Source organism: Agrobacterium sp. 22-223-1 (genome assembly GCF_053522385.1).
The window spans coordinates 417,352-441,238 of the sequence record NZ_JBNWCN010000003.1 but is presented as its reverse complement, the minus strand read 5'-3'; the positions used below and the strand labels follow the sequence as shown (position 1 = coordinate 441,238).

Annotated in this window: 22 protein-coding genes; 14 read left to right on the top strand and 8 right to left on the bottom strand. The window is 56.6% G+C overall.

Annotated features, from left to right (window positions below; all coding sequences use genetic code 11):
• The first annotated feature begins 27 nt into the window (after window positions 1-27).
• The 4 genes from ACQZ60_RS17390 (at window position 28) to ACQZ60_RS17375 (ending at window position 4,095) form a co-directional block, all read left to right on the top strand.
• Window positions 28-1,317 carry an ABC transporter substrate-binding protein gene (locus ACQZ60_RS17390; protein WP_059758747.1) on the top strand — a complete coding sequence of 430 codons (1,290 nt, stop codon included), beginning with the start codon at window positions 28-30 and terminating at the stop codon, window positions 1,315-1,317.
• A 228-nt stretch (window positions 1,318-1,545) separates the two neighbouring features.
• Window positions 1,546-2,457 carry an ABC transporter permease gene (locus tag ACQZ60_RS17385; RefSeq protein ID WP_020811720.1) on the top strand — a complete coding sequence of 304 codons (912 nt, stop codon included), beginning with the start codon at window positions 1,546-1,548 and terminating at the stop codon, window positions 2,455-2,457.
• Window positions 2,458-2,461: 4 nt separating this feature from the next.
• Window positions 2,462-3,280 carry an ABC transporter permease gene (locus tag ACQZ60_RS17380; RefSeq protein WP_059758750.1) on the top strand — a complete coding sequence of 273 codons (819 nt, stop codon included), beginning with the start codon at window positions 2,462-2,464 and terminating at the stop codon, window positions 3,278-3,280.
• A gap of 11 nt (window positions 3,281-3,291) precedes the next feature.
• Window positions 3,292-4,095, top strand: a complete 804-nt coding sequence (locus ACQZ60_RS17375; RefSeq protein WP_448735748.1) for an aspartate/glutamate racemase family protein — start codon at window positions 3,292-3,294, stop codon at window positions 4,093-4,095.
• On the opposite strand, the gene ACQZ60_RS17370 is transcribed toward ACQZ60_RS17375, so the two are convergent.
• Window positions 3,987-4,880 carry a hypothetical protein gene (locus ACQZ60_RS17370; RefSeq protein ID WP_448735747.1) on the bottom strand — a complete coding sequence of 298 codons (894 nt, stop codon included), beginning with the start codon at window positions 4,878-4,880 and terminating at the stop codon, window positions 3,987-3,989. The two genes, ACQZ60_RS17375 and ACQZ60_RS17370, sit on opposite strands and share 109 nt — an antisense overlap.
• Window positions 4,881-5,453: 573 nt before the next feature.
• Here ACQZ60_RS17370 and ACQZ60_RS17365 point away from each other — a divergent pair.
• From ACQZ60_RS17365 to chrA, 5 genes are all read left to right on the top strand, one after another.
• The gene (locus ACQZ60_RS17365; protein WP_448735746.1) at window positions 5,454-6,356 is read left to right on the top strand and encodes a hypothetical protein; all 903 of its coding nucleotides are present in this window, start codon (window positions 5,454-5,456) and stop codon (window positions 6,354-6,356) included.
• Between the two features lie 50 nt (window positions 6,357-6,406).
• Complete coding sequence (locus ACQZ60_RS17360; protein WP_448735745.1) at window positions 6,407-8,275, top strand: tyrosyl-tRNA deacylase; 1,869 nt, start codon at window positions 6,407-6,409, stop codon at window positions 8,273-8,275.
• A gap of 221 nt (window positions 8,276-8,496) precedes the next feature.
• The gene (locus ACQZ60_RS17355; protein ID WP_448735744.1) at window positions 8,497-9,039 is read left to right on the top strand and encodes a hypothetical protein; all 543 of its coding nucleotides are present in this window, start codon (window positions 8,497-8,499) and stop codon (window positions 9,037-9,039) included.
• A gap of 136 nt (window positions 9,040-9,175) precedes the next feature.
• Entirely contained in the window at window positions 9,176-9,658 is a 483-nt protein-coding gene (locus ACQZ60_RS17350) for a hypothetical protein (protein ID WP_448735743.1), read from the top strand.
• A gap of 186 nt (window positions 9,659-9,844) precedes the next feature.
• Window positions 9,845-11,053, top strand: a complete 1,209-nt coding sequence (gene chrA, locus ACQZ60_RS17345) for a chromate efflux transporter (protein ID WP_448735772.1) — start codon at window positions 9,845-9,847, stop codon at window positions 11,051-11,053.
• A gap of 3 nt (window positions 11,054-11,056) precedes the next feature.
• On the opposite strand, the gene ACQZ60_RS17340 is transcribed toward chrA, so the two are convergent.
• Entirely contained in the window at window positions 11,057-11,938 is an 882-nt protein-coding gene (locus ACQZ60_RS17340) for a LysR substrate-binding domain-containing protein (protein WP_035261879.1), read from the bottom strand.
• 133 nt (window positions 11,939-12,071) lie between these two features.
• Here ACQZ60_RS17340 and ampC point away from each other — a divergent pair, with 133 nt between their 5' ends.
• The 3 genes from ampC (at window position 12,072) to ACQZ60_RS17325 (ending at window position 14,863) form a co-directional block, all read left to right on the top strand.
• Complete coding sequence (gene ampC, locus ACQZ60_RS17335) at window positions 12,072-13,232, top strand: class C beta-lactamase (protein WP_035261877.1); 1,161 nt, start codon at window positions 12,072-12,074, stop codon at window positions 13,230-13,232.
• A gap of 116 nt (window positions 13,233-13,348) precedes the next feature.
• The gene (locus ACQZ60_RS17330; RefSeq protein ID WP_051671874.1) at window positions 13,349-14,092 is read left to right on the top strand and encodes a hypothetical protein; all 744 of its coding nucleotides are present in this window, start codon (window positions 13,349-13,351) and stop codon (window positions 14,090-14,092) included.
• A gap of 15 nt (window positions 14,093-14,107) precedes the next feature.
• Window positions 14,108-14,863: a hypothetical protein gene (locus tag ACQZ60_RS17325; RefSeq protein ID WP_157078393.1), complete on the top strand. Its 756-nt coding sequence runs from the start codon at window positions 14,108-14,110 to the stop codon at window positions 14,861-14,863.
• A 79-nt stretch (window positions 14,864-14,942) separates the two neighbouring features.
• Here ACQZ60_RS17325 and ACQZ60_RS17320 read toward each other — a convergent pair whose 3' ends face one another.
• From ACQZ60_RS17320 to ACQZ60_RS17300, 5 genes are all read right to left on the bottom strand, one after another.
• Window positions 14,943-15,758 carry a calcium-binding protein gene (locus tag ACQZ60_RS17320; protein ID WP_197416753.1) on the bottom strand — a complete coding sequence of 272 codons (816 nt, stop codon included), beginning with the start codon at window positions 15,756-15,758 and terminating at the stop codon, window positions 14,943-14,945.
• Window positions 15,759-15,885: 127 nt separating this feature from the next.
• The gene (locus ACQZ60_RS17315) at window positions 15,886-17,196 is read right to left on the bottom strand and encodes an HlyD family type I secretion periplasmic adaptor subunit (RefSeq protein WP_448735742.1); all 1,311 of its coding nucleotides are present in this window, start codon (window positions 17,194-17,196) and stop codon (window positions 15,886-15,888) included.
• Between the two features lie 2 nt (window positions 17,197-17,198).
• A complete protein-coding gene (locus ACQZ60_RS17310) occupies window positions 17,199-18,902 on the bottom strand; it encodes a type I secretion system permease/ATPase (RefSeq protein ID WP_051671871.1) in 1,704 nt (567 codons plus the stop codon).
• 1,545 nt (window positions 18,903-20,447) lie between these two features.
• Window positions 20,448-21,290, bottom strand: coding sequence for a nucleotidyl transferase AbiEii/AbiGii toxin family protein (locus ACQZ60_RS17305; protein ID WP_111791545.1), 843 nt, complete (start codon window positions 21,288-21,290; stop codon window positions 20,448-20,450).
• Window positions 21,287-21,970: a type IV toxin-antitoxin system AbiEi family antitoxin domain-containing protein gene (locus ACQZ60_RS17300; protein ID WP_111793299.1), complete on the bottom strand. Its 684-nt coding sequence runs from the start codon at window positions 21,968-21,970 to the stop codon at window positions 21,287-21,289. The genes ACQZ60_RS17305 and ACQZ60_RS17300 overlap by 4 nt, the downstream gene beginning before the upstream one ends.
• A 21-nt stretch (window positions 21,971-21,991) precedes the next feature.
• On the opposite strand from ACQZ60_RS17300, the gene ACQZ60_RS17295 reads away from it, so the two are divergent.
• Together ACQZ60_RS17295 and ACQZ60_RS17290 are read left to right on the top strand one after the other, a co-directional pair.
• Window positions 21,992-22,240, top strand: coding sequence for a toxin-antitoxin system TumE family protein (locus ACQZ60_RS17295; protein WP_448735741.1), 249 nt, complete (start codon window positions 21,992-21,994; stop codon window positions 22,238-22,240).
• On the top strand, window positions 22,237-22,605 hold the full coding sequence (locus ACQZ60_RS17290) for an HVO_A0114 family putative DNA-binding protein (protein WP_448735740.1): 369 nt from the start codon (window positions 22,237-22,239) through the stop codon (window positions 22,603-22,605). Before ACQZ60_RS17295 ends, ACQZ60_RS17290 begins: the two co-directional genes overlap by 4 nt.
• Before the next feature lie 21 nt (window positions 22,606-22,626).
• On the opposite strand, the gene ACQZ60_RS17285 is transcribed toward ACQZ60_RS17290, so the two are convergent.
• Window positions 22,627-23,847 (bottom strand): ATP-binding protein, encoded by a 1,221-nt coding sequence (locus tag ACQZ60_RS17285; RefSeq protein ID WP_448735771.1) that lies wholly within the window; start codon window positions 23,845-23,847, stop codon window positions 22,627-22,629.
• Window positions 23,848-23,887 lie beyond the last annotated feature (40 nt).

Genomic DNA, 23,887 nt, shown 5'->3' with positions numbered 1-23,887 from the left:
CAAAAATAACCAGAGGAGAACTTTGAAATGACAGATACCACCAACAGCAAAAAGGGCCTGTCCCGCCGCGGCCTCCTGAAGGCGGGCGCTGCCGCCACGGGCGCGGCAATCGGCTCCGGCCTCATCACCGGCTTCCCGACCATCTGGGCGCAGAACCCGATCACCATTCGCCAGTTCGGCACCGGTGTGTCGAACCTCAACGCCATTGCCGAAAAGTGCAAGGCCGATCTCGGCATCACGCTCGAAATGACGGCGACGGATTCGGATGCCGCCGCTCAGCGCGCCGTCACCCAGCCGAATTCTTACGACATCGCCGATATCGAATACTGGATCCTGAAGAAGGTCTATCCGGCCGGCGTCATCCAGCCGATGGAAATCAAGAAGCTGAAATATTACGACAAGATCGTGCCGCTGTTCAAAAACGGCAAGCTGAAGCCGGACAGCGTCGTGGCGCAGGGCACGGCCCCGCACACCGTCGGTTTCGTCGAAAAGCCCGGCGACAAGACATTTGCGAAGGGCGAGACCGATTATTTCACCATGGTCCCGACCATCTATAATGCCGATACGCTCGGCATCCGCCCCGATCTCGTCGGCCGCGATATCTCCAGCTGGGCCGATATCATGGACCCGAAGTTCAAGGGCAAGACCTCCATTCTCAACATCCCCTCCATCGGCATCATGGATGCGGCGATGATCATGGAAGCCATGGGCAACATCAAATATGCCGACAAGGGCAACATGACCAAGGAGGAGATCGACAAGACCATCGACTTCCTCATCAAGGCGAAGAAGGACGGCCAGTTCCGCGCCTTCTGGAAGAGCTTCGACGAAAGCGTCAACCTCATGGCGTCGGGAGAAGTCATCATCCAGTCCATGTGGTCGCCCGCCGTCGCCGCGGTCCGTTCCAAGGGCATCGCCTGCAAATACCAGCCGCTGAAGGAAGGTTATCGCTCCTGGGGCGGCGGTCTTGGCCTTGCCAAGCACCTCTCGGGCGCGAAACTCGATGCGGCCTATGAATATATCAACTGGTACACCTCCGGCTGGGTCGGCGCTTACCTCAACCGTCAGGGTTATTATTCCGCCGCCATGGAAACGGCCAAGGAGCACATGACCGCCGACGAGTGGGGCTACTGGGTCGAAGGCAAGCCGGCGCAGGGCGATATTATCGCGCCCGACGGCAAGGTCATGGAAAAGGCCGGCGCGGTGCGCGATGGCGGCTCCTTCGAGGAGCGCATGGGCAAGGTCGCATGCTGGAACTCCGTCATGGACGAGGACCGCTACATGGTTCGTCGCTGGAACGAATTCATCGCGGCCTGATGTTTTTGAAGGACGAAGCCGGCGGTGAAGGCCGCCGGTTTTGAGAACGACAGAGCGTTCAAACCTCTCCGCCGTCATCCTCGGGCTTGTCCCGAGGATCCATGGTCACGCCGGGTTGTGGATCCTCGGGTCAAGCCCGAGGATGACGGGAGGGTGGAGGGAGCCTCGTAAATAGTCTTATCGGCGGCCAATGCCGGTGCATCTCTAAATCCAGCGAAAGGCTCCACCATGGTGACGGTCAGACTCATCGGCGTCAGCGACAAAAAGGACAGGCCGCCCCGCAGCTTCGCGCTGCCGCAAAAGCTCGTATCCTATGTGCAGGCCGCTCCGCTTTTGCTGATCCTCGGCTTTTTCCTGGCTCTGCCGATCCTCATGATCGCCGTCGTCAGCTTCTGGGACTATGACTTCGCCCAGATGTATCCCGATTTCGTGACCTTCAACTATCTGGAAACGCTCGGCTCGTGGGTCACCTGGCAGACCTATCTCAACACGCTGAAATATGCCGCCGTCGTCTGGGCCATCACGCTGTTCTGCGGTTTCTGGGTCGCCTATTTCCTCGCTTTTCACATTCGTACCACCACCATGCAGATGGTGCTCTTCCTCATCTGCACCGTGCCGTTCCTGACATCGAACATCATCCGCATGATCTCTTGGATACCCGTTCTCGGGCGCAACGGGCTGGTCAACAGCACGCTGGTTAGCGCCGGCATCGTGCCCGCGCCGATTGAGTGGCTGCTTTATTCGGATTTCGCCGTGGTGCTGGCCATGGTGCATCTTTATACGCTGTTCATGGTCACGCCGATCTTCAATACGCTGATGCGCATCGACAAATCGCTGATCGAGGCGGCGCGTGACGCCGGTGCAACGGGCTGGCAGACACTCTGGAACGTCATCATTCCCCTTGCCAAACCCGGCATGGCCATCGGCAGCATCTTTGTCGTGACGCTGGTGATGGCGGATTTTTCGACGGTTCAGGTCATGTCCGGCGGGCAAAGCGCTTCCGTGGCGTTGATGATGAAGAACCAGATGTCGCTGCTGCAATATCCGGCGGCCGCCGCAAACGCCGTCATTCTGCTCATTCTCGTTCTGCTGATGGTCGCGGGCATCCTGCGCATCGTTGATATCCGCAAGGAGCTCTAATCCCATGCATCAGGAAAAACGCGGCCGCGAATTCTACATCCTCGCCTTCTTTTTCGCCCTCTTCGTGCTGTTCCTTTACGGCCCGCTGTCGGCCATCCTCATCCTCGCTTTTCAGGGACCGAATGGCGGCCTGACTTTTCCGCTGAATGGCGTTTCGCTGCACTGGTTCGGTAATCTTTTCGAACAGCAGGCGGTGGGCGATTTCGGCGGCTCCTTCCGCCGTTCCCTCGGTCTCGGGCTGATGGTCATGGCCGTTACCGTGCTGGTCTCGCTGCTGGCGGGCCTTGCCTTCCGGCGCAAATTCATCGGTGCCACGCCGTTGTTCTATCTTTCGGTCGCGAGCCTCGTGGTGCCGTCGATCATCATTTCGCTCGGCATCGGCGTTCTGTTCCAGCAGCTCGGGCTGGAGCCGTCATGGTATACGTCCGCCTTCGGCGCGCATCTCACCTGGACGCTGCCCTTCGGCGTGCTTATCATGCTGGCCGTCTTCAACCGGTTTTCGCCGTCCTATGAGGAAGCCGCCCGGGATCTCGGTGCATCCTCCTGGCAGACCTTCGCCCATGTGGTGCTGCCAATGATCGCGCCCAGCCTGATCGGCGTCGGCCTCTTCGGCTTCACGCTTTCTTATGACGAGTTCGCCCGCACATTGATGACGTCAGGCACCTACAACACGCTGCCGCTGGAAATCTACGGCATGACCACCAATGTCACGACGCCGGTGCTTTATGCGCTCGGTGCTGTTACAACCCTGTTTTCCTTCCTGGTGATTGCGGCCACGCTCGGCCTGATCGTCACGCTCAATCGCCGCCATTCACGCGGATAAAGAAACGTAAAATGCGCATTCTCGTCATCAATCCCAACACCACGCAATCCATGACCGCGACCATCGCCGACGCCGCGACGCGGATAGCCGGCCGCGATACGGACATACTGGCCGTTACCTCGTCCATGGGGCCTGTCTCCATCGAAGGTTATTACGACGAGGTTTTCGCCGTGCCCGGCCTGCTGCTGGAGCTGGCAAAGGCGCCGGCGCTTGGAGCCGACGCGGCGGTCATCGCCTGTTTCGACGATACCGGGCTCGATGCGGCCCGGGCTCTCGCCGATATTCCCGTTATCGGCATCTGCGAGGCGGCGGTTTCCGCCACCGCCTTCATCGCCCAGAAATTCACCATCGTCACGACGATGGAACGCTCGCGGCTGCCGCTGGAACACCTTGTCCACCGTTATGGCATGTCCGCCCGCTGCAATGTGCGCGCCGCCGATATTCCGGTCCTGTCGCTGGAAGACCCCGCCTCGAACGCTCGTGAAAGGCTGCGCGAGGAAATCTCGCTGGCCCTGAAAGAGGACAGGGCGGAGGCGATCGTGCTCGGTTGCGCCGGCATGGCGGACCTTGCCGCCGAACTGCGCCATGAATTCGGCGTCCCGGTTGTCGATGGTGTCGCGGCGGCCGTCAAGCAGGCGGAATCGCTGGTGTCCATGGGGTTGTCCACTGCCAAGCGCGGCGCCTATGCCACGCCGCTCGCCAAGCCCTATCGAGGCTTGCTGGAGCCATTCCGGCCGGACAGGCTCTCCGGGGCATCGGCAGACGGCGGAGACGTTCTCATCGTCTCCGCCCATAAAACGACGAAGGCGAGCTGATAGGCCAGATCGCGCTGGACGTTTTGCAATGCCAGATCGCTCAGAACTATTCTGGGTCCGTTTCTTTGCAAGATGTTCAACCGCTCGGCCCTGGCGAGTATGGCCGTGACATGAGCGCGGCTGACCCCATAGGCGCGCGCCGTCGCCTTGCGGGAGAACACGCAACCCGTCCCATCGCACGCATCTGTCTTCGCGGCAGACAGTAGATCCAACAGGATCAGGAAACCCGGCGCATGCCCAAGGAACATCCGCATTTCCTCTGAGAGAAAAGGCAAATCCAGCGCGTGCCGCAGAAGCCAGCTCACACCGTCGATAAGCACGCCCGTTCCGATGGCTTCTTCCGCCGGCGTCTCCGTTGCCGGGAGGGTTTGCCACGGCGAGGCCGCGACGCGATAGGTGCTGGCAAGCGTCTCGATTGCCGAAATAATCCAGCCGTTTAGCGACCATGGCCGCTCGCGGTTATCGTCGCCGGGCGAGTGACGCTGCGCGGTATTTTCCAGTTCCAGCCAGTCGATCAGTGCGCGTGTCCTGCGGCTGGATGCCCAGCCGGGCGGAACGACGACTGCCTGAACCGCCGCCAGCGTAAATTGCCCGCCATGGACCGATGCGATGCCCACGGTGCACATGACGGTGGCGAATGCGCCGAAGTCTCCGAGCGCGCGAACGAGGCGCTGCTCCTGTTTGAAGGCGGTCGATATGTGGGTGCAAAGATAGGCGGCAGCATCACCAAAGGCATCGTCATTCAGGATTCGGTTCGCAAGTAGGCCCAGCCTCTCTCGAAGCATGTCCGGCCGAGGCCGGGCGAAGTCCCTTTTCGGGTGCGTCTTTGAAGCTGGGGCGCCTGCTTTTCCGGATACCTTTCTCCCGTGGTTTTTTGCTCTTCGCTACTTTATGGCGAATTCGAAAACGTGAGTTCTGTTCGCTGGCGACGGCCGCGCAGGGCAGTCGTGACAGCCGAAAGGTTCCGCTCCGGAAGATGCGTGCATTTTGTTGCACTCCCCCGAGGCCCTGTTGAGCGGTATTAAAAAATACTCTCATAAATTGAATGTTAAGGGACGCGTAAAAATGTGTTCCCTTTTGAGACGGTTTGCGGGAGTAACGCTGACAATAGCATTATATGCTGTTTTTATTGCATAATTTAATGAAGTGTCGGATGTGGAATCTTTCGTCCATTTGCCCTGAATGCAATCTTTGATGGTTGCTTTTTAGGTCTTGACGACGTTGCAGACGATGCGTCCGAAACCACCCGATATCCGAATGTTACTGCCATGTCTCTGGCACGGTCGGCAGCGATGCCGGGCGGCGCATGGAGCCCGTCATGCCTTTTATTCATCCCCAATTCTCCAGAGGAGGTTGAAATGATGCAACTTAAACATGTTGTTCTTGCCGGCCTTGCGGCCTTCGCAATGCAATTCGATATCCCGTCCATGGGCCAGCCGGCCCTTGCGAACGCTGCAACCCTCACCGCCGAGCAGACGGCGGCTTTCCAGTCGAAACTGGAGCAGGCGGAAGCGAGCCGCGAGCTGCTCGGCCGCCGATCCGTGTGCCTGATGGAACATCTGACGGCGCAACAGCAGCTCAGCGCCGACCGCGAGAAGGCGCTGGGGCAGGCCATGTACCTGCAGATCGAGCTGGAGCGGCAGGTGGTGCAGTCCGAAACCAGCGTGAAGGGCTATGAGGAGCTGGTTCAGTCCGAGAGCGAGAACGTCAGGGCGCGTCAGGCCACTTTCGAAAAAGCCCGGAGGGAAATGGACGAGCAGGCCAAGCGAGTAAAAATATGCAGCGGCGTCCTCTTCTTCCTGCCGGGAATTTGCCAGGCCGGTGACGCCGCGGTCAAAGCGCTGGGCTGGATGAATGATGCGGAGCGGGAATACCGCACCGCGCAGCCGCGTCTGGACAATGCCCGTGCGGCTCTTGAAGGCGTTCGCAACCAGCTCGAAAACAATCGCCGCCAGCTTGCGGCGGCACAGCAGAGCCACGCGGAAAACCAGAAGGCGGTGAAAACTCTGGAGGAGCAGATCACCAGGCTCAAGGCGGCGATCTCCACCATCAACGTCAAGGTCCAGGACTTCAACATTCAGGTCGGCAACTTCACCGGCGCTCTGAAGGAAGCGAGCGAGGTCAATCCTGACGACGCGAAAATACGTCAGGTTACGCGGCTGTCCGCCGAGATCGACGGCCTGACCAAAGACGTGCCGCAGTTCATTTCCTCCACCGAGGCCGGACTGCCGGAGGACGCGAAGAAACAATGCGGATCGTGAACGATCAACCCCATGACTCTCCGTAACCACCCATCAACAGGAGCATGAAAATGAACAATGTCGTGACTTTCGAAAGCCGGACCGCCCAGATCAACAGCGCAATCGATGCCGGCGTCGATGCGATCGTTTCGCAACCGAATTTCAGCCTTCCCAAGTCGGATACGGCGCTTGTCCGGTCTTATGTCGATAAGATCCAGGGAACCTATGATGTCGAGCGCGCCAAGCGCGACACCGACAACGCGATCGATCTGCTTTACATCGCCTATAACACCACGCCGCAGGAAAACGGCGATATTCGCGTCCGCATCAGCGCTATCATGAACAGGCTGATCACGTCCCAGCAGAAAAGCGAAATAGTCATGAAGAACGCGATGGAGGCGGCCACCCGCATCGGCCTGTCCATCGCCGATCTTTTCCCGGACTGGCTCGATGTCAGGGAAGAAAACGATCAGGCCGAAATCAAGGCATTTGTCTCCAACGATCTGATAAAGCTCGCAACGAATATCCGGGATAGGGCTCTCAGCGTTCGAGACGAGCTTCTTGCCCTCGCTGCAACCTATGACGCCATCATCAGGGACACGGCGCAAACCACGGATATGAGCGAAACGGCCTTGAGCAAACGCCTCGCCGATAAAGCCGTGATGGAACGGGAAATCCGGGAGGCGGACGCACGGCGGGAACAGCTTGAGTCGCTTGTCAACGATCTCAAGGAACAGGTTGCGGCATTCGAAAAGAAGGCCCGGGAATATGAGCAGCGGGCCAATACGGCCGAGCAGCGTGCTTTTGTCATGTCGATCGTCCGCGTCGGCGCGCAGATGATTTCAAGCGCAATTCCCGCCATCGCCATGGTGGCGGGCGGTCCTGCCTCCATGCTGGCCTCGTCGGTTGGCGGCGCGCTTTCGGGACAGTCCAAGGCCGGGCAGGATGCAGACGGGCAGGGGCAGGGCGGCGGCTCCCGCACCCCGTCAGGCGGCGGAAGCAAGGCCGATGCGGCCGCCAAGCAGAGCGAGCTTTCCGAAAAGAAAGCCGAGCTTCGCAAGAGCGAGGAAAAACGCGACGCTCTGAAGGGGGATGTCAAGTCGCTCGAGGACGCCAAGGCGAAGCTTGCGCAGGACGCGGAGAGCGCGGACCCCAAATCGAGCAAGGCCATCGAGCTTGCCGAACTCGACAAGCGTCTGGCTGCACGTGCCGCGGAACTCAAGGCGCAGGAAGAAAAGATCGCCGCTCAGCAAACGGTTATTTCCAGCCTGCAGGCTTCGCTCGATGCTTTGGACAAGGGGCTGGGCAAGCTCTCCGAAGAGCAGCAGCAACAGGCGGCCAGCCTGCGCGAAATCCAGATGCAGATGATCGACAAGGCGGAGGCCTATGAGAAGGAACGCCGAACCCAGGCGGCCGAGCTCATCAGGATCAACGCCCTGCTGAAGGGGAAGCAGGCCGAGGATGACAAGATCAAGCTTGCGGTGCAATCGCTCAACGTCAGCATTTCGGCGCTGAAACGCATGAAGGAAATCGTTGAAGAAATCGCCTTCTTCTTCAAGGGCTTCGCCGATTTCATGCAGGCGGTTGCAGATGATGCCCAGCATCAGATCACCGGCATTGAAAATGTCGCCGGGCAGGAGACGCTGCGAAAGAACCGCTTCGCGCAGCTCATCCGCTCCGTCGACGAGTTCTTCGTCAGGCAAACCGCCCAGTGGCACGCGGTGGTGATCGTCTCCGACCGCTTCAACCGCAGCTTTGCCGAAGGATGGTCGAAGCTCAACAAGTTGCAGGGCGGATATATCGACAGTGCCAATCTGCCGGCCTATCTGGCGGGTGTCGCGGAGAAGCTCTCGGCCATCGTCGCCGAACGCGAGGCCGCCGCGGACGCAAAAATCGCGTCGTTGCAGGCCTATCGTCAGGATCTGAGCAAAACTGCCTGATCCCCTGAGAGCCTGCCGCTCCTGTTCCGGCCCGACAGGAAGCGTCTCCATGATCCCGGCCGAACACGTCCCCTCGGGCATGGGATCATGGGCAATGTCCTGCCGGCGCAGATGCCGGCAGGACGGCCAACACCACCCAGACCTCAACACCCAGCAGATGTAATCAACGACGGGCACCCGGCTGTAACCCGTACCCCGTCATTTTCAACAAGGAGAAGACCATGCCAACAGTCAACAACTCTCCCGCCCTGGTGCCCCAGCTAACCCCCGCCTGGTGCTTTGCCGCCGTCGAACAGATGGTGCGGGCCTATTACGGACTTCCCGCGGCGACGCAATACGTCATTGCAAGGCGCAACACGGCAGCACTCGCCACCGTCGATCCCGAGGTTCGCGAGCGTTGGGAACTGGCGGAGGTTCTGGATCAAACCGGCGGCATCAATGAACAGGCCGGCGCCAATCAGAACAGCAATATCGTCCAGCTGGTTTCCAGCCAGTGGAACGCCTTCGATCACGAAACGACCGGCGGCCACTTCGTCAATGGCCTGACGGCCGATATCGTCAGACACGAGATCGATAACAACCGCGTCTTCGTAATCGGAACGGAGTACCACTATTACCTCGTCTATGGCTACACCGTGAATGGCAAGGATCTGGAACTTCATATCCTCGATCCATGGCCAGCCGGGCAGGGCGGTGCCAGAACGCGGCTCGGCCTGCAGGCGTTTTTGGCCATGCCGGCCCGCGTCGCCATCACCTTTGGCTAAGCCGCTAAGCCGAACACCGGCCGCATTTCCATCGATTGCCGGATTTATCCGGCGCCCAATCAACCACAGATCCCACCATGCTATCCTGCACGCCAACGTCCGGGAACAGGTGGTCCATGTCCAAAAGGAGATACACATGCCACTTCTTGGCAATTTCGTCGTCAAGCATATCCGGCCCTTCGGTGAAGCAGGCTATAATGCTTTCGGCAATGATCAAACCATCGAGTTCCTCTCAAGTCTCGGGCTCAGCGGCGGGGATATCGCCAGTATCTTCGCCGCCTGGCGTCTTGCGGCCCTGGCCGATCCCATGGGGCAGAGCAGCCTTCTCGTTGCCGCCGCGAATGGGCTGGCGCAGGCGCGATGGGAATATCTCTATGAGACCCAGATGAGCACTGTCCTGTTCCTCGACGATGTCCAGCTTGAATCCCTCAGCAACCTCGCGCCGGGCGCCAACCAAAACTTCTCATGGCGATCCCCAACCCCCATCGCCGCCGCGGTGACCATCCACAACGGCAGCAACCGGCATCACATCATCTGGGATGCGACGGGCTTTTCCGGCGGCACCGATGAAAATGGCTGGATTTCGCACTTCACCGCATTGTTGCCCACCGAGAGATAGGTCCTTCGCCGGATAATCGCCAAACGACGCCGGAACCTTATCGCAACGTTCCGGCGTCGATGCCGCCAGCCCCTTCATATCCCTGTCATAATGGTGTCTGATACCGAAACCGTTTTGAGGCTGATATGTGTTGACGACGAGCCGTTGCACGCAGGGAGTTCTTTGGTGAAATCGTCAACGCGAAGCATGGAGACCGAAGTGCACGGCCAGAGACACGGCACACCCGGTGAGGTTTTTGCGGCCTTCCTGAAGCTCGGCGTCACCTCCTTCGGCGGCCCCATCGCCCATCTCGGTTATTTTCGCGATGAGCTGGTCGTGCGGCGCAAATGGATCGACGAAGCCGGTTATGCCGATCTCGTGGCGCTGTGCCAGTTTCTTCCCGGCCCGGCCTCCAGCCAGGTGGGGTTTGCGCTTGGGCTGCTGCGGGCAGGCCCGCTCGGTGCGCTGGCGGCCTGGACGGCTTTTACCCTGCCATCCGCCATTCTCCTCTTTTTCTTCGCCATGGTCGCCGCCTCCATCGAAGGGCCGGTCGGCACCGGCCTCCTGCATGGGCTGAAAATCGTCGCCGTCGCCGTCGTGGCGCAGGCGGTCTGGGGCATGGCAAAGAGCCTTGCGCCGGATCGTGAGCGGGCCAGCATCGCGCTTGCCGGCATCATCTGCGTCGTGTTTGTCGCCGGCGCCTTCGGACAGATCCTGGCGCTTGCCGTCGGCGCGCTCGCGGGGCTTGTCTTCTGTCGCGCGGATGCCGCGCGGCAGGCCACCCATCTCGCCTTCCGGGTGCCGAAAAGCGCCGGATACATTGCGCTCGCTACCTTTGCCCTGCTTCTTGGCCTCCTGCCGCTGCTTGCGGCGGTCGCGGCGTCACAGGGCCTTTCCTTGTTCGATGCCTTTTATCGTGCGGGCGCGCTCGTCTTCGGCGGCGGCCATGTGGTGTTGCCGCTGCTGCAATCGGAAGTCGTCGCCACGGGCTGGGTTACGGAAGATGCCTTCATCGCCGGTTATGGCGCAACCCAGGCCGTGCCCGGCCCGCTTTTCACCTTTGCCGCCTATCTCGGTGCGGTGGTGGGGCCACAGCCCAACGGCGTTACAGGCGCGGCGATCGCCCTTGTCGCGATCTTCCTGCCCGGCATGTTGCTGCTCGTCGGCGCACTGCCCTTCTGGGAAGGGTTCCGCAAGCACCTTGTGGCGCAGGCCGCCATGCGCGGTGCAAATGCCGCCGTCGTCGGCATTCTGGGCGCCGCACTTTATGATCCGGTCTGGACAAGCGCCATCTTCACCCCGAAGGATTTCACGCTGGCGCTCACCGGCTTCATCCTGTTGACGATCTGGAAAACCCCGCCATGGGCCGTTGTGGTCCTCTGCGCGGCCGGCGGCGTTCTGCTCGCCCTGGCATAAGCCTTATCCCGCAGCGCCGATGCTCTCGAACATCCAGCCGGAAAAGGCCTGCATGGCGGGTGTCGGCGGTTTCGATTGCAGCCGGGTCAGCCAATAGCTCCCGAGCGAAATGGTAACCGGAAAAGGCTGGATGATCGCGCCGGAGGCCAGATGCCGCGAAAACATCGATGGCGGCGCCAGCGCCACGCCCAGCCCCTGCAGGGCCGCCTCCATCATGCCCAGAGACGTATCGAAAACAATGCCGGCATTCACCTGCGCCGCAGGCGTCACCCCTGCCGCCGCAAACCAGTTGCTCCATTCATCGGCCCTGTAGCTGCGCAGCAGCGTCGCTTCCATCAGATCAGCGGGCGTTTTCAGCGTCTCCGCCAGCTTCGGCGTGCAGAGCGGGGAGAGCGGCGCCTCGAATAACCGAAAGGCATCTGTGCCATGCCAGGAGCCCTGGCCGAAACGAATGGCAAAATCCAGCCCTTCAGCCGCCATATCCACCCGGTTATTGTTGGTGGAAACCCTGACATCGATGAAGGGATGCTGCTTCTGAAACGCCTTCAGCCGGGGCAGCAGCCAGCCCACGGCAAAGGTTCCCACAACACCCAGAAACAGCAATTCGCGCACCTGCCCGGCCTCGATCCGGTCGAGCGTCGTCGCCATCTGGTCGAAGGAGCTGGTTACCGTCGGCAGCAGGGCCTCGCCTTCGGCGGTAATCTTCAGCCCGCGCGGAAGCCGCTGGAAAAGCGAAACGCCAAGCCGCTTTTCCAGCCCTTTCACCTGCTGGCTCACAGCCGCCTGCGTCACACACAATTCGATGGCCGCGCGGGTGAAGCTCAGGTGCCGCGCCGATGCTTCAAAAGCCCGTAAGCCGTTCAGGGGAAGAAATTGCCGAACCATTCAAGACCTAGATTTTCTTGTGTCTCCTCCGAGATATCATGATTTGTTCGTGCAATGTAGGCCGGTTAAACGTCTTTCGCTGGGAACGGCCCACGGGCTGAAAATCCACCCAAGGTTTTGGAGAACGCGAAAGATGAAACTTAATCGCAGACATATCGCACTGGCCACTTTGCTTTCGACGGGCCTGTTTTCGCAGGCGCTCGCCGCCGATGATGCGAAGCTGAAAGCGATAACGGATGCCGCGATCAAACCGGTCATGGAGAAAAACGGCATTCCGGGTCTTGCCGTTGGTATCAGTGTCGACGGTGAAAGCCACGTCTTCACCTATGGCGTCATGTCCAAAAGCTCGGGCCAGCCGGTGACGGCGCAGACGCTTTTCGAACTCGGCTCTATCTCCAAGACTTTCACGGTCACCCTCAGCACCTATGCCGAAATGAATGGCCAGCTTTCGCTCTCCGGCAAAGTTGAAGATTATCTTCCCTCCATGAAGGGCAAGCCCTTCGGTGATGTCACACTGATGCAACTCGGTACCCACACCGCCGGCGGCTTTCCGTTGCAGGTGCCGGATAACGTCAAGACGGAACAGCAGTTGCTGGCCTATCTCAAGGCCTGGAAACCCTCATACAAGTCCGGAACACACAGAACTTATGCCAATCCCAGCATCGGCATGCTCGGATACATCACCGCAAAGGCCATGGGCCAAAGCTTCGATGACGCCATGAAAGATACTCTGTTCCCTGCGCTGGGCTTGAAGAACACCTTCACCGTGGTACCTGAGGCAAAGATGGCCGATTACGCGCAGGGCTATAAGCGAACCGGCGAACCCGCCCGCATGACACCGGCCGTTCTCTCCTCGGAAGCCTACGGCGTCAGATCGACAGCGGAGGACATGATCCGTTTCGTCAATGCGAATATGGGACTGGAAAAGCTGGACGGAAAAATCCAGCAGGCGCTCACCAACACCCATACGGGATATTTCAGCGTCGGCGCCATGACGCAGGACATGGTCTGGGAGCAATATGCCCATCCCGCACCGCTGAAGACATTGAGAGAGTTGAACTCCGGCGCCCTGCTCAAGACTGTTCCGGTATCTGAAATCTCACCACCCATGAAGCCGGGGCAGGATGTCTTCATCAACAAGACCGGCTCCACCAATGGTTTCGGCGCTTATGCGGCGTTCATACCCAAGCAGAAATTGGGCATCGTCATTCTGGCCAATAAAAACTATCCCAATGAGGAGCGGGTTTCTGCGGCATATGAGATTTTGGAGGCGTTGGGCGAAGGAATGAGGTGATGCTAAATGAGTATGTTGTTTTTTAGATTTTATGGTTGTGTTTTTTAAATATGACACGGATAGGTTGGCGCAAGCCTCATCTGCCAGATTTGGGTCGTAGATGTAGGAGAATTGCCATGACCACTATTGGATCGACAGCATATTATAGCTCCACTGGTCGCTACGGTGGGACTGAAAAGACGGATAACAGCACCGCCAGCACATATACGGCGTCACAGCAAGAAAGTGGAAGAAAGTCGGTGGCCGGGGGAGACAATTCTTCTGGCGTTTCGACGGTCACTCTTAAGCTCCAGGGAAAACTGGTCAGCTTGTACATGTTCGATTTATCGAATGCTAAGCCGATAGATATCGCTGCTCTGCCGCAGGATCAATACAATGAATTTATGCAAGCAAAAGAACAGCTTATCGAGACTAGTATGAGCAGTTTGGAAAGCGAGTATAGCACCCATGAAGCTCCTGATCTTTCCAACTATGCCGGCCTTAAACCCTATGCGAACGTGGTTATCGGTGGGAGTGTAGTTGCGACCATCGATAATCAAGGCGTCGTGACAAGCGACGACGCTTTAGGTAACCGGCTCCGTAACCTGTTGTCGGGTCTGGATGGCGTATCTGGGCCTGATTTTGCCCAAAAAATTGCGGAGCGGATCGCCAATCTCGTTGGGGGGCGAGTACAGAAAGCCCGCACAGCCCTGACACAAAGGGAGTTTAATTCGCTGCCGCCAATACCAGAAACCAAGGTGACGATTGATCATGTGGCTATGAAGGCTGACCTGCGTTATGCGGAAATCCAAGGCTGGAAGCAAGATTATGCGCGGTATGAGGACGGTCGCGTTAAGTATTTAAGGCAGATAATACAATAGATTTTACAGTTTCGATTGAGCGAAGATAAAAATACATTTGGAGTTATTTCGATGTCTACGATTGGATCAACAGAAGATTATACCTCCGGTCTTCGTTACAACGGAACGGAAAAAGCAACCGCCAAGGGTCGTGAGGCTCACGCTTCCTCTGCGGTATGGCAGGATAAAAAAAGCCAGATTGGCTCTGATAACCCTGATACCATCATTGACAGCAGGCCTTCAGCCGCGACACTCAATTTTCAGAAAAAGCTCTCAGCCCTAAGCCCTACTGCGGTTTCCTCCGTCTTGAAAGGGACGCCTGTTTGGGAAATGTCCGAAGACTTCTTTCAGAGAATCGTCAGCAGTCGTGAGATGCTGTTGGAAGCGGATTATACACGCTTTCCAGAAGCGCCTGATCTCTCGGATTATGGTGGGATCAAGCCCTATGCGACCGTAGTTGTCGGCGGTCAAATTGTGGCGACAATCGACAATCAGGGAGGCGTCTCCAGTGATGATGCTCTTGGCCGCAGGCTGCACGGCATCCTTGCTGGCGAGGTGGATGGAACGAATGGCCCCAACTTGGCACACGCTCGTGCTGATCAGATTGCAGAACTTTTGGGAGGCCGTGTCGTCAAATCCGAGACGGCGCTGACACAGGCAGAATTTTCTGCATTGCCCAAGATTGAACAGCCGAAGCCTTGGATTGACTACGATGCCATGCGCGCTGATCCTAAATATGGTCTTATTCAGGAAATGAAGCATAGGCGTGCAGAATATCTGGCCTCTCAGTAATCCGACGATACCTACAGTGGTCGAGAGCTGTTTGGTGAGGGGACCGCAGGTCCCCTCGATTGTCGCGGCGTAGCTTTGGTTAAGCTGCCAAAAGGCCCGTCAGATCGTACGACGGTCCGGCACCGTTTGCTGTAACGATATACTCCACGACGAAATGGCCGCCGAGGAAGAAATCCTCGATAATAGCGGCACTATTGAGCGTAGAATCGGCAGAATCGGCAATAGAATAGAACCATAGATCATCTCCGTTTTGCTGAAACGCCAGATCGTTAGCAGCATAGCTGACGACGAGAACATCTTGGGTATCATACGTTGCGTCAGTCCGCGCTGTGCCGCCGTTTGTAACGCCATCGTTAATGGTATCAAATCCTTGGCCGTTAAACCGATATTCATCGTTACCGGCATTGCCCCAGAGCCGATCGTTTCCAGTTTCACCGAGCATGATGTCGTTGCCTGCGTCACCAAAAAATTGATCGTCTCCTGATCCGCCCAGCATGACGTCGTTCCCGTTTCCGCCTACGAGGACGTCATTGTCTGCTCCGCCCTCCAACCGGTCGTTGCCGTCTCCTCCGTCCAACCAATCATCGCCGGCCTCACCGTAGAGATTGTCGTTGTCTGCTCCACCAGAGAGGCGATCGTTGCCATAGCCACCGTAGAGATAGTCGGTTCCAGCACCGCCCTCCAGATTGTCATTGCCGTTATAGCCACGGAGAAGGTCGTTGCCGGCGCCGCCGTCGATCCAGTCATTGTGTGCCGTACCGTAGACCGTATCGTTGCCGCCGAGCGCATAGACACTCCACCAAGCCTGATGTTCTGGCCAGTCGGCGGGAGGAGTTGACGGTTCATTTCTTAGATCGATAAGTTCTGCTACATTGGTTCCGTTGCGTGTAGGCATGTTACACTCCTTGGGTTGCCGGCGAACCATTTCGCCGGTTTCGGACGGGCGCGGCAGCTCTGCTTTCCAGGCCATAGTCTGCTGCGTCCGTATCTGCCTCGCGACAAACCCGTCGCGAATGTCGTTGTCATTCTTCCCGAAACGCACGCTGCATATGATCGCGCATGGGCTTGGTGAAGTATGAAATGACCTTGCGGTCTCCCGTTCGTATGAAGACATCGACAGGCATGCCGGGAACCAACTCGATGCCTTCGTTTCGCCGGATATCGCTGTCGCGTATGGCAATTCCTGCCTTATAAAAACTTGTGGCGGTAACTTGGTCCGTTTCCAAGTCGGCGGAGATGCGGATAACTGAGCCTGCGATCTCCGGCGTCGTATTACGGTTGAACGCCGTCAGCTGGAGCGTTGTTGATTGGCCGACAGCCAGCTGGTCAATATCCTGCGGTGCGATGCGTGCCTCCACAGTGAGCGTGCTTTCTTGCGGGACAATTTGCATTAGAGGTTCAGCAGCGGTGATCACGCCACCGACGGTATGAACCATAAGCTGATGGACCACCCCCGCAATTGGCGCTTTGATATCGAGATGCTTCAGTTCATTAAGAGCCGTGACCTCCTTTTCGCGGAGCTCGACCTGCTGGTTCTCAACGTCGCGAAGTTCCGTCGCTACTTCAGCATGCATTTGCTGATCGATCTGTAGCAATTGCACCTCTGTTTCGGAAATGCGGGTCCGTGCCGATGCTATCGATGCCACGAGCTGCCCGTACTCGCCGCGTAGACGTGCCACATTGCGATCGAGATTGTTCACACGGCTCAACGGAATAGCGCCCGATGCATACAGCCGGCGAAGGCCAGAGAGCTCCTGTTCTATGAGGTCTGTTTCTTCGGTTTTCGCATTCCGTTGTTCTTCAACGCCGACGATCTGCTGCTGAAGCTGTTTGATTTGCTCACGCAGCCGGGTCTTCTGGCCTTCTCGTGAGGTACGGCGATCCTCGAACAGCCGTCGTTCGCTGGCCATCAATGCATCTGCATCGGAAAGCGATAGCCGTGATAGAAGTTCTGGGGGAACAGCAACGAGCAGTTTTGCATCACGTTCTGCCTCCAGTCGCGCGTGACGGGCGTAAAGTTGGTTGAGCTTGTGGGAAGTGGTGATCAGGTTCGCCTGTGCTACGGTTGCATCGAGCCGTATCAAGACGTCACCTGTTTCAACTGTCTGCCCCTCCCTGACGAGAATCTGAGAGACGACGCCTCCAGACAGGTGCTGTACCTTCTTGGCATTGCCATCCACCATCAAGATTCCCGGGGCAATGACCGCACTAGACAGTTCGGTGTTCATTGCCCATCCGCCAACACCGCCGAACAGGAGAATGATGCCGGCTGTGCCGGCGAGAAGATGCCGGTGCAGAGAGCGTGCGAGGTCAGATTTTGTCTCGTTTGCCATGGCTACGTATCCTCTCCTGCGACAACTGCTAGAGCTGGCGCGGTCGCGAGACGCTGTCTTGGCGCTTGTTGCTGTAGTGATTTCAGGACTGAATCTCGTGGCCCGAAGGCGCGGACAGTACCCTGTTCCACGACAAGCAGAAAATCGATTTGCGACATGACGCTGTTACGGTGTGCCACCACAAGGACGATACCGCCACGGGCTTTAACGCCGGCAATGGCCTCGGTCAGTGCCCGGTCGCCGTCGACATCAAGATTGGAGTTTGGCTCGTCGAGGACGACCAGAAAAGGCTTGCCAAATAGGGCGCGAGCAAGAGCGATCCGTTGGCGCTGACCGGCTGAGAGGTTTGCCCCACCATCACCTACCTGCGTCTCGTAGCCGTTAAGCAAGGATACGATCATGTCGTGCACACCGGCGGCCTGGGCGGCGGCGATGATATCAGCATGATCGGCAAAGCGATCAAGTCGGGCTATGTTCTCCGCTATCGTGCCCGGGAAGAGGTCTGAGCTTTGTGGCATATATCCAATATGGCGACCACGGTCGTGAGCGGGCCATTGATCGAGCGCTGCCCCGTCAATGCAGACGCGACCGCGTGCTATAGGCCATGCGCCGGTGATGGCCCGAACTAGGGTAGACTTGCCGGATGCACTTGGCCCTATAATACCTACTACGCTTCCAGCCTCTGCTCTGAAACTTACATTTTGTATCGTCATACGCTGTCGCTCGCCTGGAGGTGCAGCGAACACGGCTTCTACTCGCAGCGTTTTCGTAGGTGCTGGCAGTGTTGTTCGTTCTGTTGGGGTGGTGGGGAAATTTGTCCACAATGCCTTGAGTCGCTGCCACGCCTGCTGAGCCGAGATCATATGACGCCAGACACCAATAATCTGTTCGATCGGCTGTAAGGCTCTGGCTGCGATAACGGAGCTTGCGATGATTGCACCTGCCGATAGCTCGCCCTGAATGACCAGCCATGCACCGAGCGCGAGAGTTGTCGACTGCACCATCTGCCGAAGTGCTTTTGATATGCCGGCAAAAAGAGCGGAGAGATCGGCGGTTTTACGCTGAATGGAACTGGCGTTGTCATGAGCGGCGTTCCAGCGGTCAGTCGCCTGATCCAGCATGCCCATGGCTGCGATGGCCTCAGCATTTCGATGCGCGGCTTCACCCACACGGTTCCGCTGGGTGAGTGCTGTGGCATTCTCTGCGGAGCGATGTTTCGTCAGCATGCTTGATAGCAGCGTTAACGTGATGAGCACGGCCATCGTTCCTGCGACTAGCCAGCCAATCAATGGATGAAGGAAGAAGCAGATAGCCAGGAACACCGGCGTCCATGGCAGATCGAACAATGCTGCCACCCCCGGTCCAGCTAAGAAGGCCTTGATCTGGTCGGCCTCCTGCGCGGGTTTAAGCACGTCATTGTTCGTCTTGATCAGTAAGGGTGAACCTGCAATCGCCGCGAACACCCGGTTTGAAATCTGCAAGTCGATTGTTGCGGCTATTCTGGCTAACATGCGCGCACGAAGAATATCGAGGCAGCCCGAGAAAGCATACAAACCAGCAAGCAAAATCAGTAGCGCCACCATTGTTGGGACGCTACGGCTTGGAATCACACGGTCATAGATTTCCAGCATAAACAACGGGCCCGCTAAACCGAGCAAATTGATGATGCCGGAAAACACCCAGAATCCGACCCATACGTGTCGCATAGTCAATTCTCCTTGGGCACTCGTCGACTTGTTAAAATGATGTTCAAGTGCTTTGCCCTAGGCAAAAATTCTTTCGCATTATTCAATTTATGATTGATTTATATAATAGAATAATACCTATGGTATACTAATCGAATTGATTGTAAAATAAAATTTTTACGACTAATGGTTTATTGCAGAAACATGTTTCTGACATTGGATGTGTTCTTGGACGCAGAGCGGTCAAAAAGATGCGTGGGACCGATTTCGTGAACGGGAAGTTTTATTTTCAATTTTTATTTTTCGAGGGTCTTTTTTAATTTAATAATTTCAATTAGTTAATCTTTTTTCGATGCGTCGGCTTTTCCGCTGTGTGGTTATTGAACACCCTCGTTTTCTTTGTTTCATCCCCGGCCTGTTTGCCTGCCCTATACTCTCCCTATTCCGCGATGGATTGTGGATGCGGGGCACTGATAAGTGTCTTTATTTCCCCAGGTGGCAATTTTCAGTGCCCTGTTGCAATGCCCATCGAGCTGAAAGGCTGATGGGAAAAGAGATGAAGCTCAAGACACGGTCGCAACTGCGTCGCGTGATAGGAAAGGCGTGTTCAAATGGGTCTCTATGAAATGTACGTTCTTGCAGCTCGTGCAGATACAGCCCTGATGAGGCGAAGGGTGGCGAAGATTATGAATCGTCGACGCAAAAAGCAATATTTACACAACCAGAAGAAGAATTTGGATTTGAAAACCGAGATGAAGAGGGAAGTACCCCTTCGACCTGGGAGGATTCCATAAACATATATTTATATAGATACATATGCAGATACATATAAAATATACGCTGCGTTGAATTCTATAGGAATATTTGAGGGCGGATGAAAATCTGTGACCAGAATCTTGCTTTTACGGCCTGCAATTTGCGGATTGCGGGACGATAACGTGTAAATATATGATTTTTATGTTGAAATTGTCGATCTTGCTGGAGAATGGTTGTGCGCGGAAACTATATGAGTGAGATGGAATTGATTGAAGCAGAGATCAGATTCGAGTGACGATCGATCATAATAACAATATCATGATATTGTTATTATGATCGATTGCCACCAAAACAAACCCACTCTTTCAATCAGTCCCCAGTCAGATTCCCGGTAAAATCCCTAGTTTCCGCACAAACCTGCATAAATCATCCGTCCAGGCAAAGCAATCCGCCAGGTAAACAAGTACATAAATTATATGTTTGCTCGGCCATCCATATGTATATATATGTTTAAACCAACTTCATTTTGCGACCGGCAGGAATCGCCCTCACCACGTCACAATGTGAAACAATATTCCATCCAAAAAGTATAAATATAAAAATATATGTATTGATTCGGGTGCTGCAGCAAAACCATTCCCCATCGACCCACCGCGCCGCAGGCGCATTTCTGAATGACGCCCTCGTCAGCACGGATTCAGGTTACTGATAAATCCGTCAAATCAAAAAAAACGAAAATATATAATTTGCAAAACGTAACCGACGAAACAATTCGCCTGCCTTCTACGAACACAAGAATATCGGAAAGCTTCAAAGCTTTTCCAGCTTGGCAAGAAAAAAACGATCACTCCAAAGATCCGTGGATTTAAGCTCAGCTGGACGAAGAAACCGTCGAACATCCCCGGCAGCCTCTTTCCAGTCGATACGTTTGATCGTTTCTGAAAGAGCCGCTTTCAGCCAGGCAGCATCTACATGGACAGTCTCATCTCCCGCCCATGGACCAGCCTGCATCAGCGCATTGCGCAAAAGGTCCAGATTCGGCGAGACGCTGCGGGACACATACCAGGAGAAGTCAAACCAATCACGCCCCTTGAGAAATCCGCGGCATAGCAGAGCGTGTATCTTGAGCGCAAAATTGGAAGGCAAATCCTGATGGCGGACCTCATAATCAGCCGGAAAATCAAGATAGGTAGTTGCCTCACCCGATCCCGCAGGCGGATTAACGTCAATCTCAAGCTTGATACGAATTGTCTTGGGTCTACCTCTTCCCGCAAATGACAGATCCAACTGGCTCGCGATGGAATCATCCTTGATAACAGCCTGCCGGATCGCCGTATCCATCCGCACCTTGGGATGTGCCTCCAATTCCAGCCCGAACTGGCTGACAACATCCGTCAGAACCTTGAGATAAGGAGACCAGTTGAAACCCGTGTCGGGAGCCCGCAGAAGAAAATCGAGGTCCTCGGAAAAACGCGGCAGGCCATGAAGAATGCGAAGGCTTGTACCCCCCTGAAAAAGAGCCACATCGAAAAAATCGCCCCGCCACAAAGCGTAGAGTACGACCTCCTGCAGTATCTCCTTGACGGCATTCTCTTCCTCTATTGCACTCTCCGCCGCGTATTGCCGAAGCTTGTCCCGGATAATCTCAATCATGCCCTGACCTCGAGATCATGCAGACGCCTGGAAGGCATCAGGGCGCCTTCCAGCGCCCGGAGAAAGGCATTCGCAGCCTTGTGCTTGTACACCGGCTTCAATGCCGTAAAATCCGTACGTCGCAATCCGAAAAGGGCATCTTCCTCGATCCTCATACCAATCGTCAGCCATTCAAGCCCGCTCCACTCCACCTTGCGAAGCGCTACCAGATCCATAAGCGCCCGAAGAGGCCGGGCAACGAACGCAATCGAGCCGTTGAGCGGGACACGGTCAACACTCGTCATGAACCGATAATCGTTGATCGCCAGAGGATGATAGCTGAAGGTCCCGAACCCGGGCGTCGAAAAATCCTGGCTTTTCCGTCCAGGTGAAACACTGGCCGTAACAAACACCGCCTCCGGAATCCATCCATGGAACGACAGTGCTGTTTCGAAAGAGATATAGCTGCCCGGCACGAGGTTTTGGGCGACGGCAAACGGATGAACCGGGTCACGTCGATAGCGTCGCGCCAGCACATAACAACCACGCTTCAGGCGGATGAGGGACCCGTCTTTCAAAGCGCGGTTGACAAGGCCATAACGGCGCGCGTCACTGCCGCCCAGCAACTCGGCGAGTTGCCGGTCATTCAGAAAACGATCAGCCAATCCGGCTGCAGAAATCTGGTCCACCAACGAAGACATAATTCTTGATACTTCCAATTTGTGAAAGTTTCAAGAATTTTTATAATTTTGCTACAGGTGCCGGAACCCGTTCGCGGTAGGACGCACCTGTTCGAGTATCGACTGTTTTATGGCAAGGACGGCAGGCGTATCGTCGGGTTCGACAACGAACGCGGCAAAGGCGATCATCGTCATCTTGACGGCGAAGAGCATCCCTACATGTTCACAACGACCGATGCCCTCCTGTCCGATTTTCGGAAGGAGATAATCACGAGGAGGCAGAAACCATGAGAGAAGCCTTGATTCAAATCAGAGCAGACAGCGAAACGGCCCTCGATGAGGCCTTTGACAGGGCAACGAACGCAATGCGCTCAGGTAATCCCTCAGAGCCCGCGGCAGTCTTCACCTTCTCGTCGCCTGCCCAGCTTTTTTCTGTCATCACACCCAAAAGGCGGGAGTTGATTGAACATCTCCAGAAGATCTGCCCATCCAGCATACGCGGACTTGCCCGATCCGTCGAACGTGACGTCAAGCGTGTGCACGAGGACGTGTCCGCGTTGTCGGACTGGGGTATCTTCGAACAAACCGAAGACGGAAAGGTTCACGTACCCTACGACGTGATCCACGCGAATTTCGACCTCAGAGCGGCAGCCTGATCAGACCACTGATTGCTGCACTCATCTCCACAAGACGGATAAAGGCGCGGCGGCTAACCTCTCGCCGAAGGGCACGAGATCAGAGCTATCGTAAAGCACAACGCCATAGGCAAACCGATCCTTACACGCTTCGGCCAAGGTCCGCAGTCCGGCAAAATCGCTCGATTTCACCGTCGCCGACGCCTTGACCTCGATCCCGACGATCATGCCATCGTCCCGTTCCAGGACGATATCCACCTCATGCATTTGTTGGTCACGAAAATGATACGGTGTCAGCCGCAGATCGGACGCAGTCATGAGCTTCAGGACCTCGGCGAACACGAAGCTCTCCAGAAGCGCACCAAATACACCGCGGTCCGCCTTCACCCGATCAAAGGTCAACCCACGCGCCGTAGCGAGGAGGCCGGAGTCGAGGAAATGCAGCTTCGGCGTTTTGGCGATCCGCTTCAGCACGTTCGTATACCAGGGCTGCAATGTCGAGACGAGAAAGACCTGCTCCAGTAGCGCGACATAGCGCTGTCCCGTTTTGTGGCTGACGTTAATGCTGGAGCCGAGCCGCGAATAATTAATCAATTGCCCTGAAAGCTCCGCAAGCAGTCGAACGAATTTTGGCAGCTCGGTCAGCTTCTCGATCTCGGCGATATCTCTGAGGTCGCGTGTCAGAACCGACGTCAGATAAGATCTGGCCCAATCCTGCCGTCGCCGTTCGCTCTCACGGCTGATCGCCTCGGGAAAACCTCCAAACAGCACAAGTTTGATAAGATCATCACCGACAATCGCCTCACGGTCCCCATGCAGTTTCCCTGCGAACAGGCGCTCAAGGAAATGCGGCGCCTGGCCTGTTATTTCCGCCCGAGCCAGAGGGAGCATCCGAATGGTTTCCATCCGGCCCGCCAGACTGTCCGCAACCCGCGGCAATGTAAGCACATTCGCAGACCCGGTCAGGAGGAAACGGCCGGGCCGATAGTCTTCGTCAACCGTCTTCTTGATTGCCAGCAACAGATCAGGCGCGCGCTGAATCTCATCGATGATGGCACGATCGAGACCGCGAATGAAACCAACCGGATCGGACCGCGCGGCATCAAGCACCGTCTGGTCATCGAGTGTGATATAGCTCCGCCCAGCCTCACCCATCTTCCGCACAAGGGTGGTCTTGCCCGCCCGGCGTGGCCCCACGATCAGGACCACCGGGGTGTCCGAAAGGGCCTCCACCACCCGATACTCAACCAGACGCTCAAACATACCCGTTTCCAATTCCTTGTCGATTGGAATTATCAACCAT